The sequence below is a fragment of the Paenibacillus forsythiae T98 genome, from assembly GCF_000520735.1.
GTDB classification, from domain to species: domain Bacteria; phylum Bacillota; class Bacilli; order Paenibacillales; family Paenibacillaceae; genus Paenibacillus_AQ; species Paenibacillus_AQ forsythiae.
The window spans coordinates 1-11,164 of record NZ_ASSC01000188.1; the positions used below are offsets into that span (position 1 = coordinate 1).

General features: G+C 53.9%; 8 protein-coding genes and 1 pseudogene. 3 read left to right on the plus strand and 6 right to left on the minus strand.

What is annotated here, in order from left to right; genetic code table 11:
• From L692_RS27975 to L692_RS0106855, 4 genes are all read right to left on the minus strand, one after another.
• The coding region (locus L692_RS27975) for an AMP-binding protein (protein WP_036722416.1) at window positions 1-1,022 on the minus strand (1,022 nt) is incomplete at its 3' end.
• Entirely contained in the window at window positions 1,019-2,197 is a 1,179-nt protein-coding gene (locus L692_RS0106845; protein WP_025698364.1) for an MFS transporter, read from the minus strand. The genes L692_RS0106845 and L692_RS27975, both read right to left, overlap by 4 nt.
• Window positions 2,198-2,215: 18 nt before the next feature.
• On the minus strand, window positions 2,216-8,260 hold the full coding sequence (locus tag L692_RS0106850; protein ID WP_232238741.1) for a non-ribosomal peptide synthetase: 6,045 nt from the start codon (window positions 8,258-8,260) through the stop codon (window positions 2,216-2,218).
• 236 nt (window positions 8,261-8,496) lie between these two features.
• Window positions 8,497-8,865 carry a helix-turn-helix domain-containing protein gene (locus L692_RS0106855; protein ID WP_025698367.1) on the minus strand — a complete coding sequence of 123 codons (369 nt, stop codon included), beginning with the start codon at window positions 8,863-8,865 and terminating at the stop codon, window positions 8,497-8,499.
• On the opposite strand from L692_RS0106855, the pseudogene L692_RS33985 reads away from it, so the two are divergent.
• Both L692_RS33985 and L692_RS33795 read left to right on the plus strand, forming a co-directional pair.
• Window positions 8,849-9,115, plus strand: a pseudogene (locus tag L692_RS33985) (extracellular solute-binding protein); the annotation flags it as partial. The gene L692_RS0106855 and the pseudogene L692_RS33985 sit on opposite strands and share 17 nt — an antisense overlap.
• A gap of 76 nt (window positions 9,116-9,191) precedes the next feature.
• Window positions 9,192-9,647: an extracellular solute-binding protein gene (locus L692_RS33795; protein ID WP_025698369.1), complete on the plus strand. Its 456-nt coding sequence runs from the start codon at window positions 9,192-9,194 to the stop codon at window positions 9,645-9,647.
• A gap of 269 nt (window positions 9,648-9,916) precedes the next feature.
• On the opposite strand, the gene L692_RS0106870 is transcribed toward L692_RS33795, so the two are convergent.
• Window positions 9,917-10,258, minus strand: coding sequence for a hypothetical protein (locus L692_RS0106870; protein ID WP_025698371.1), 342 nt, complete (start codon window positions 10,256-10,258; stop codon window positions 9,917-9,919).
• 67 nt (window positions 10,259-10,325) lie between these two features.
• Window positions 10,326-10,499, minus strand: a complete 174-nt coding sequence (locus tag L692_RS32460; RefSeq protein ID WP_198027714.1) for a hypothetical protein — start codon at window positions 10,497-10,499, stop codon at window positions 10,326-10,328.
• A 177-nt stretch (window positions 10,500-10,676) separates the two neighbouring features.
• Here L692_RS32460 and L692_RS27985 point away from each other — a divergent pair.
• The coding region (locus L692_RS27985) for an HMA2 domain-containing protein (protein WP_036722419.1) at window positions 10,677-11,164 on the plus strand (488 nt) is incomplete at its 3' end.

Below are 11,164 nucleotides of genomic sequence, written 5' to 3' on the forward strand. Positions count from 1 at the left end.
ATTGCATTCGCCTTGAGGCCGCTCTTCGCGAATTTCTCCATGAACTGCCGCATCGTATGGACTGAGATGGGCTCGGCGCCGTTAAAGAGCAATCTTAACGAGCTTAAATCCCAGGAATTTAGCTGCTCCTCCTTCACCCTGCTGTGAACAAGCCGGAGTCCAAAATTAGGGCAGCCGGAGAAGGTGATCCGGTGCTTGTTGATCATATCGAGCCACAGAGTCGGCCGCTTGACGAATTTCATAGGCGTCATATTGAACTGATGGATGCCGCAGACCAGCGTCGAGAGGTGAAAGCCGATCAGCCCCATATCGTGATGGTAGGGCATCCACCCAAGGGAACGGTCCTCATCCGACATCAGGCAGCTGGATATAATGCCCTCAATGTTGGTCAACAGGTTGTCATGGGTCAGGATCGTTCCCTTGGGGATATTCGTACTGCCGGAGCTGAACTGGATCAGCGCGGGCGAATGGCTGTCCGCCAGCCTGTGGACCCCGTCTTTCTGCGCCTGATCCAGCCTCGTGGCTTCAAGAATCTGCAATCCGCTGATGCCGAGTGTCGTCTCCATCTCTTCGCGGGTCTCAAGAAGACTCTGATCGGAGAGAATCCGTGGACGCTCCAGAACCTCCCATATCGCCTGGAGCTTGCTGAGCGAGGTATTGATTACCTTGGAGGATGCCGGATAGGATGCCGGAACAGGGATAACGCCCCCAAGGATGCAAGCCCAGAATGTCAGAATGAACTCCTTGCTGTCTTCAAGTAGCAGAAGCGCATACTCGCCCGGCTTAAAGCCTGCTTCCTGCATCCCTCCGAGCCGACGGGTTGCTCCCTCCAGCAGCGCCTGATACGACAGGAAGAACTCCGAATTGTCATTTTGGATGAATGTAATGCCTCTTTCCGGGTTGCCGGTCACATGAGCAAGGGCATTCGCCAGATTGCCGAATTCGGCATATTTGCCCGTCAGGCTCTTTCCTTTAAGAAAAGAAAGGGCCTTATCCTGGTTCTTCCTTTCAAGTCTGCTCACAACATTTCCTCCTTGGTTAATCGTACTTTTGAACCTTTTCTTGTCACAAGCATATGGGTCAGGAACAGGCAGAACAGCAGAAGACTTGCGGTGAAAATATGCCGATGCCCCCAGATATCCATGACTACAGAGGAGAAGAACGGCCCGGCCGCCGAACCAAAGCCGTAAAAGGTGGTAAACCACGCATTGCCCGAGGACCTCTCGCTTCCCGGCAAATCCTGAACCGCAAGAGCCATCGAGAGAGGATACAGCGGCCCGATCATGAACCCGGCTGCGAAGGAATACAGCATCTTGAGGGATATGTCGGAAGCGGCGACTATTCCCGTCACGGCAAGCATAGAGAGAAACACGCATACAGCCAGACATTTCCTCCGCCCCATCCGGTCGGCAAGGCAGGTTAATGGAAGCAGTCCGATGATGCTCCCGACCACAAAGATACTCAAGGCATAGCCGGTCCGGGAAACCGCGACATGCTCCCTGATCAGGTAAAGGGGGTACAGGGAAACGACAATCGTTTCACTGAACCCGTAGACGAAGGCGCCAAAGAGCGGCAGCGTGATTTTGGAAATAATCTTTTCCCTGGCGCGTTCAGGAAGGACCAACAGACCGGTCAGCTTGAAATGAATAACTCCTGCGGCAAGCATCAGGCATAGACTGCTGAATACAAACGGCAGCCATGTGAATTCGCTGTACACCTGCGGCGCAAGCGCCGCACTGACAATTAGCCCCAGGGCAAAGCATAGGCTGTAAATGCCGTTGATCGTCCCCAGACTGTTCGCATTCGAAAGATTGTGCAGCGCCGTCTGCATCCCCACCATATTGCAGCTTATGCCAATCCCCATCAAAGACATCAGGCCCAGCCAGACCCCATTCAGGGTGAACAGCGGGAACAGGGAGGCGCAAATGGCGGTCAGCAGCAGACCTGACGTAATGACCCTTTTCACATGGCTTCCTCGCATCGTTCTGTCCGCAAAAACGGAACCCAGCGCCATAAAGAGAAAATACGAGGAAGAAATGACGCCAATCCAAATCTCATCTCCATGGCTGGCGGTCATATGGGTGGTGGAAAGCGGGTTAATAACGCCCATGGAAGCCCCTACCAGCAGGGCAATGCTGTAAATGATCCCTTTGCCGCCGCCAAAGAGCTCATGAAGTTTGCCGGGTTGTCGCTCCATTTTCGCTTAGGCCCCTTTTTACGATGATGGCTGCTTGCGCATGACCGCCTGCAGCATTTGCATCTGCTGCGCTCCGAACCAGTTCATGTCCTGCTTGCCGTAGATTTGCAGAGCTTCGCCGGTAATATAATCCGAAGCGGAGGAAGCCAGAAATACCGCCGAGTCCGCAACTCCGGATGGAGGAATGGCCCTTCCCCTGAACGCCGCAGGCGCCATATCGGTATTCACAAGCGCCGGACATAAAGCGTTCACCTGGATATTGCTGTTCTTAAGCTCTTCCGACAAGGCCCGGGTCAAGCCGAGCACGCCATGCTTGGATGCCGCGTAGGCGCTCATCATCGGATAGCCGATAAATGAGGAGTCGGAGCCGATATTGATGATCTTGCCCTGTTTCCGCTTCACCAGATGCGGGATGGCCGCATAGCAGAAATGATACGTCCCCAGCAGATTCACTTGAATAATTTTGTGCCACGCCTCGGGACTCATGTCCGCCATCGCGGCCATTCCGGTGATTCCGGCGCTGTTGACCAGAATATCGATATGTCCGAAGCGCTCAACCGCCTGATCCACGGCCTGCTGAACGCTTGGCGCATCGCTGACATCCGCCGATATCGCCAGAACCTCCGCGCCCAGTCCGCGTATTTCCTCGGCCGTTTCCAGAAGCGGCTGCACCGATCTCGATACGAGAACAATATCGGCCCCCTCCCGGGCCAGGCTCAGGGCGATGCTCCGTCCAATGCCTTTGCTGCCGCCGGTGACAATAGCTACTTTTTGGGATAGCTGTCCTTCTCTGACGCCACGAGGCGACTCCGGCGATTCAACCGATCGGAGCAGCTTCAGCATATTTTCGGTGTATTGCTCTGCCAGGCGATTGATCGTGGCGGCATCGTGAAGATTTGCTGAATACTCAATCTCGACCACCAGCTTGCCTTCCTCAATGGAGAAGAAGAATTCAATGACGGATATTCGCTTTTGCCCCGGCAGCGCGAACCGGCGGTCCATCCCTTCCTTCGAGAATTCAAAGCCCGGCAGCTTCGGCATATCCCGGTTTCCAAGATAATTGGCCCGGATCGGAGTAAGCTTTACGTCCGGATACATATAGAGCGGCAAGCTCCCGGAGACCAGATCATAGCTCACCCCGCCAAGCGGAACCTCCTCAAGTCCCTGACGAATGCCGCGGACAAGCTCCTGCCAGCCGCTGTTCTCCTCCACATGAATGCCCAAAGGAAAATTGACGGCAAAGCTGCCCGGTGTCTGCATAAAGCTCTGCTTGCCGCCCAGCTCTCTCCCATGCATCCGGTGACTGACAATGACCTCCGGGCGCTGAAAGAGGTTGCCGAGCATCCGGTAAAGCGGCGCTAGCAGAATCGGGTATACATTGCTTCCAAAATGCGGTTTGGCCTTATTCAAAATCGACGAGGTATTGGCTTTGTCAAACTCGAAGCGTACCACTCTTGCGGATTGCTCGTCGTTTGGCCCCTTGAAGAAATCGGCCGGGAGCTTGCACACCGATTCCGCTGTAAACTGTGAAGTCCAGTAATCCGCATAAGCTTTGGCATGGATGCTCTTCTCTTCCTGCACCGCCCGCACGAAATCCGCATACGGGTTCGGCTTCGGAAGCTGTACTCCGGCCTCCCCTGATTCAAGCCCGGCATAAATCTGCCAAATTTCCTGCACCAGCAGCTGATTGGTAATCACATCCGAAATCAGATGATGGCCAACCGCCGCAATATCGTACGACGACTCGGAAATCCGGGTCACGACAATTCTCCATAAGGGCCACTGATCGACCTTTAGCCCCTCGATCACTTCGGTCAGGATCGCTTGAATCTCCTGATTTCGTTGGGCTTCCTCCATATGTCTGCCATCGTAGAAATCGACATTGCTGTCCATTCCTTCGGACAGGAACCGCTGCTCCCATCCGGAATCCTTCTGCACCAGGACGCTTCTCAGCACGTCATGACGCCCGTTCAGCATAGCGACAGCTTGCTTGAACCGCTGCAAATCCAGCGGCTGTTTGTATACAAATCGGGTATAGCCCGCCCAGCAATGCGGATATTCAAAATAATGCATCAGCCAGCTTTGCGCCGGCGCCAGCGGAAGGGTGTCCTCCCCATGGAGACGCTGACGGTCAGAAGACTCCGCCTGGCTGCCGGGTCCGCCGAATTGATCCCGCAGCGCTTTGCGGTCCAGCTTGCCGTTCGGATTCTTCGGCAGCCGCGGGAGCCACTCCAAACGGTGCGGGATCATATAATAAGGAAGCTTCCGGCCAATGAAATCCTTGATTTCTTTGTCATCGGTCACCTTGCCGGACAGGCAGGCAAGCAGCGTCTGCTGTCCGGGAACAGGCTCGACTACAATGACGGCGGCCTCGTCAATCCCGGGATGGGCATCCAATACGGCCTCAATCTCGCCAAGCTCCACCCGGAAGCCGCGAAGCTTCACCTGGTTATCGATCCGGCCATGATATTCGTAGCTGCCGTCTGCCCTTTTCAACGTCAAATCCCCAGTACGGTAAATGAATTCCCCCGGAATTTCCGGGAACGGATTCGGATGAAACGCTTCGCGGGTCTTCTCCGGATCATGCAAATATCCTTTCGCAAGCTGAATGCCTCCGATCCAAAGCTGGCCGATTTCGCCTTCGGGCACTTCACGCATCTGCTCATCCAGGTTTTTAATGAACGCGCCCTTGATGGGCTTTCCGATAGGAATGCCAAGCTCGCCGCCCGCTCCCGGTCTTTCGGAAATGATGTGGCAGGTGACATCAATGGAAGCCTCTGTAGGACCATAGAGATTGGCAAGTCCGGTGGAGCGCCCGTGCCGGTCCAGCCACTTCTGAACAGGTGAGAGAGGAAGCGCTTCTCCGCTGAAGATGAGCCAGCGCAGCTTGGGAAACGCATATCCCTCGTCCTCCAGTGAGTGGACAAATTCGCCGAACAATGAAGGCACAAAATGCATGACATTGATCCCGGTATCGATCATCCAACGGGCCAGGCTCCATGGATTCTTGACCACCTCCGGCCTGGCAGGACATACGGTCCCGCCATACATTAATGGCCACAGCAGCTCCCACACCGAGATATCGAAGCAGCAGGAAGTCTTCTGCGCCACCCGTTCGCCGGGCTGCATCCGGAAGGTCTCCTGATGCCATTCCAGCCGGTTCATGTAGCCCCGGTGATTAAGCAGGACTCCCTTGGGATTTCCGGTTGATCCTGACGTATACAGAACCACCATGACATCATGCGGCGAGCTTTCAACATCAGGCTCTTGATCGGAGCAGCTTCTCCACTGCGAAGAATCCTCCGTTTCATCGAGCCAAACCAGGGTCCGGACAGACGGACTTTCCGAAACGATGAGGTCCGCCTGCTCCTTCAGCGACTGTTCCGTTAACAGGAACTGAAGCCGGGCGTGCCCTACGATATACTTGATCCGTTCATGCGGATATACCGGATCAAGCGGAACATAAGCGGCGCCCGCCTTCAGAATGCCTAAAATTCCAACCAGCAGGAGAGGGCCGGGGAGCGTCATGATCCCGACCAGGCTCTGCGACTTCACGCCCTGTGAGCGAAGATAGTGCGCCAGGCGGTTGGATAAGCTATCCAGATCGCGGTAGGTGAGGCTGCGTTCCCCGTCCAGAACAGCGACGGCATCCGGCGTAATTTTGCATTGGCGGGAGATTTTCAGATAAGGAATGTCCGCTCCCCCCGCATGCTCGCTCAAAGAAGGCTGAATGCCGCTTCCGTCTGCCATTACGGCAATTATTTCATTCAGGGTCCGGCAGCCCAGCAAAGACTCCTTGTCAATACCCTTGAATATGCCGCCAAGCCGCGCGATAAGCCGGATACGCTGCAGGGAATCCAGACCCAGCTCGGCCTCCAGATCCATGGATAGATCTTCGGCCCCAAGCCTTCTCGCGCCAATTTCTTCAGCGATGCGTCGCAAGGTTTCTTCCATTTCACCGTTATGCGTACGCGGCAATCCGGAGAAAGGCTCGGCTGCCTTCACTTCAACAGCGGCGAGACTTTTAATATTTTCGATGAATCTTCGCATATGCGCTTCCATGTACTCGCCGTCAAAGAAGCTGCTGTCATAATTCGATGTGAGCATAAGCCGGCCTTGAAAGATTTCAACCAGGTTGTCGATCGTTCCGGGATTGGTGCCTGTGTAGGCTTCATAATCATGGATTTCATAATTTCCGTATCTCTTGTCAATGGATGTGTTTCCTACGAAGGAGAGGTAAAGGTTTGATTTCAGCGTCGAACGGATCATGGAAGCCGCCGCAGCCGGCATGCCGCCATCCTGCAGGGGAATCGTTTCTTTGGCATAGTGTGCGGCTCTGTAGGTCTGCGCCCTGTCTATTCCTGATGATAGCTTGCTGTTGATGACTTCCCGGGTTCTGCCGATCAGCGATTCCCAGGCTTCCCCGGCGTCGTCACAAGAGAAGGTAAGAGCAAGATTCTGGGCAAACGCGCCGAGCACGTCCGTTGCATCCTGATTGGGGTAGAGCTTGCCGCTTGTCGGCAGATTAAGAATAATCTGGCTTTGCTCCTCCCCCTGCTGCTTAATCGTCTTGATATACGCGCTGACCAGAAGAACAAACAGCGAGGTCCGCCATGCTTTCGTGCGGTTAATAAGCAGAGCCGTGGTCTGCTCATCCAGCCAATATTTCCGGGTACGGATCACCGCCCCGGGCGAGTGTGCAGCCGAGAACGCTTTGGAGGATTTATAGGGGTTGAAAAAATACGTTCCCCTGCCCTGCTGCCGCACGTAATCATCCAGAGCCTGAACCTCCTCGGGCGCATTCCATGTATTCAGCCCGGCGGCGATCCGGTTATACTCCTGGGCATGCAGGGCCGGCCCCAGCCCGGCCATTTTCTTTTGCGACCTCGCGCCATATATCGTCAGAAATTCCTTCAAGAGCTGCTGGTTCCCCAGACCGTCCGAGATCAGATGGTTGATGTCCAGGATAAGCTCGTATTCATCATCGGCGGTACGGATTACGGAGAAGGTGTGCAGTGGCCATTTTGTAATATCAAATTTGTGATTCAGCGCGTCCTCAAATCTCCGGGAAATCACCTGCTGCTGCTCCTGAGCGCCCAGATGCCGGATATCCTCCACCGAAATTTCGGGCAGGACAATCTCCTTCAACAGCTTCAGGCGGTAGCCCTTCAGGCTGCTTGTTCCCGGATCAACGGTAAACACGGCGCGCAGAATCGGATGGCGGTACACAAGCTCTCTCCAGGACTCCCTCAGACTGCCGATATTCAGTTCCCCCTTGACCTTCACTCCCGAGCTGATGGAGAGGTTGGCCACAGATAAATAGGTCACCAAAAATAAATACTGGGTATGTATCATTTCAAGAAATTCAGGATCATTTTCAGAAATTTCCGCAACAACAGGACCGCCGGTGTCTAGGCCCGGCTCAGAGCCAACGCCGGAATGCTTCCGCCAATCGGCAAACAATTCCACAATATCCCCTATGGTCTCCAGGGTCAGCAGCGAAGCAAAGGAATGTTTGCACGTAAAATCCTCTGCCTGCTCCGCAGGAAGGAGTTTGAGCATACCGTTCATAAGCGAAATCATTTTGATCGAATCCAGACCCAGATCGCTTTCCAGATTCATATCCGCATGCAAGTCCTCTATACTGTGGCCCGCAATCTCCGAGATCAGCTCGCAGACAGCGACTTTCAACTGTGCATGCAGGTCTTCGGCCGGGGAGGATGCACTGGCGGCAAGAGTGTCATTTGCCAGATCCCCAGCAGGTCTTCGCGAGGCTTCCCACTTCTCGAAAATCTCCACCAATTCGCGGACCGTCTGTATAACCAGCAATGAACCCACCGGATGGGCGGCATTAAACTCATCGAGCTGCTCCTCCGGAATCAGCTGCATCATTTCGTTCATCAGCGAAATCATCTTGATGGAATCCAGCCCCAGATCATCCTCCAGAAACATTTCAGGATCAATATCTTCAGTTCTGTGACCCGTTACACCGGAAACCGTCTGAATAATCCTTTCCTTTGTACTGGCGCCTGCTTCCAGTCGATCAACGTACATTTTGCTCATTAAGCTATCCTCCTCAAATAGTGAAAATCGCTTTAACCATTGATGAAAGACCCGGCTATAGATGCAAATGCTGCTTGGTTCTATTGATCTCATATATGTATGTACCTTTTATTGGGATTTCGTGTCAATGATCAATTCCCTTAAATTTCATTTTTTATAAAATTTAACATTCTATTAACATAGATATGCAGAAAATTTATAATCACTTGTAAAACTGAGTCGAATTAAACTCCCGCTTACTCCACTATACGACCGTTCACGGCGAACTCGGAGGGAGAATATGAGGTCTGCTTCTTGAATATGCGAAAAAAATAGGAAGTATCGTAATACCCAAGATAACTGGCAATGCTGGATATGCTCATATCGGAGTTCAACAGCAGATTGCAGGCTTCGATGATCCGAAGCTGGTGCAAGTACCGGATGGGCGATTGTCCGGTCACCTCCCGGTAGATGGAAATCGTATAATTCGGTGAACGCCCGATCAGGTCTGCAAGCTCCTGAATCTGTACCTGCTCCCGGTAATGCTCCAGCAAATAAAATACGATTCTGACGGCAATCCAGTCAGGCCGGGCGCCGGATCTGTTCCCGATTCCGTCAAACGTCAAGCTGGCGACGGCGGTTGCGGAAGGCTGGTTTCAGCCGCTGAATCCGTATCTCGGCGAAGACTTCCTGAACCCATTCGCTGACGGCACGTTTCAAAATGGCATCACTTCCTTTGACGGACAACTGTACGCGATTCCCGAAACGGCGTCTCTCCCTTCCAGTCTTGTGTTCTACAACAAAACGCTGCTGAAGGAGGCGGGCTATGACGATGCCCATCTGCCCCGGACGTACACGGAGTTTCGGGAAGCGGCCAGAAGGATTACGGAGAACGGCAAGGGCAAGTATTACGGTATAAGTCGAGGGCGGCAAGCAGACGGGCCGCTGGTTGATGATTGTGCGCGACTGGTCCTCTCTGGCTGGCGCCGGCCTGAATTCAACCTCCCCCATCAATCTGGCGGACGACAAGAGCTTTCATCCGCAGACTATGAGCATTTCGGCTCCGGAGGCAAGGGCTTTGTTTGACCAGGGGCAAGCGGGATTTATCGTGCAGGGCGCCTGGAGCATCGGAGTATGGAACAAGGATAATCCGAATCTTGATTATGGCGTGATGGCGCCGCCCGTTCCCGACTCCGGGCGCAAGGGGGCGATTGAGCTGGCAGGCAGCCTGCCCTGGATGGGAATCTCCGCGGATTCCAAGAACCCCGAAGCCGCGGCGCTGTATCTTAAGGAACTGTACACGGGAGATTATTTCCAGAAGGCCCGCGTGTCTTCGGGCGATGCCTTCTCTCTGATCAAAGGGATTAACGAGCAATACGCTACGGTTCCGCAGCTAAAGGCCTATTAAAAGGACATCTGAAGAGTTATGCCGAGCGGCTGGTGCAAACCGGGCGGGGACATGCCGTTGAGGAGCTGCGCAACCGGCATCCGCAGGAGTTCAGGTAGACCGCCGAAGGATACCTCGCCAATTCGAGGTGCCTTTCGATCGAACCAGGGCTAAATCCCGGTTACCGGTCCAGTAAGCTTTTCAGCTTATCTAGCAACTGCGGGCTCAGTTCAAGCATGCGGCTGTATATGTGTTTGGAAAAAGGCGGGGTTGCATCCCCGCCTTTCCTGTTACTGAATCGCCTCTTCAACCGGCTGGACAACCTTATTAACCAGCGGGTTCTTAGATAATATATTGCCCGCCTGACCGCCTACGATCCGGCCCATCCGGTCGCCCAGTACGCCGCCAAGCAGCGCTCCAACCACGGTGCCCACGCCGGGCAGCACTGTACTGCCGAGCACTGCTCCGTACTCCACTCCGGCCATTACGCCGACCGCTCCGGTTACGTTCTCCACCGTTTGTACCGTATACTCCTTCTTGCCTATTCGCCCTTGCTGCAAGCTCTTGGTGTCCTGAAGCTGTGACATGCCTCCGGCAAGAAGGCCTGCCCATAATGATCCGCCTTGGAGCATAGGAAAGTCCTCCATTCTTCTATATAACCGCGTTTTGCGGTCTTATCAGATTGTACCCCAATTTGCGTCATTGTTGCCGGTCTGTGCGATCGGAAATGCTTTCCTTCGCCATTTCGGTTAAATCGAGCACGGTCTCCGTTCCCTTGACTGCCCATCTTCTCACAGTTTTTCTGGCTTCCGGCGACAACGCTAACAATAAAGCCGCCGCGCCCAATATCAAACCCATACGCGATTTTATCATGAGAACCCTCCAAGAAATGGATTGCTTTAAGTAATTGTGATTATCCCTCAATACACGGAGTTTTATGCGCATTTTATACGGAAAGCTCCGACAAATCCGACGCATAACCAAGTCCAATTTGCGAATACTACGTTTTGCTAAAAAATTGGAGTCTTTACCCTGAAAAGGAGCAATTTCATGTCGATTACCGCTCATCGCAGCCGGTTTATCCGCTTATTGCCGGGGCGTATTCGCCTGGAATTTGCGAGTCTGCTGCACAGTAAACCAACAGAATTGTCTCTGCGTCAGGATCTGGTGCTTCTAGAAGGCGTGACTAGAGTCGAAGCATCCGCGATCACCGGCCGACTTCTCGTTGTATATGACGAACGGCAAATCACCGGGCGTCAAGTGCTGCATCAGCTGGAGCTGCTGGAGAGCAAATACACCGGTCAGAGCCAGGAAGATACCAACGCTCCGCCATGTCAGGAAACAACGCCTGCACATGCAGCCGACGAGCAGGACGCACTCGCGGAAGTAAGCGCCACTGCGGAAACGCCAGAGCCGGCACTGCAGTCTTCGGCGCTTGTGAATTCCTTCCAGGATTCCGGGACTGTACCGGAAACACTGAGAACAATACCGGTCCCGGTCTATCCGCGATCCACTTCGCCCCCGGGCGTTCCCCTTCC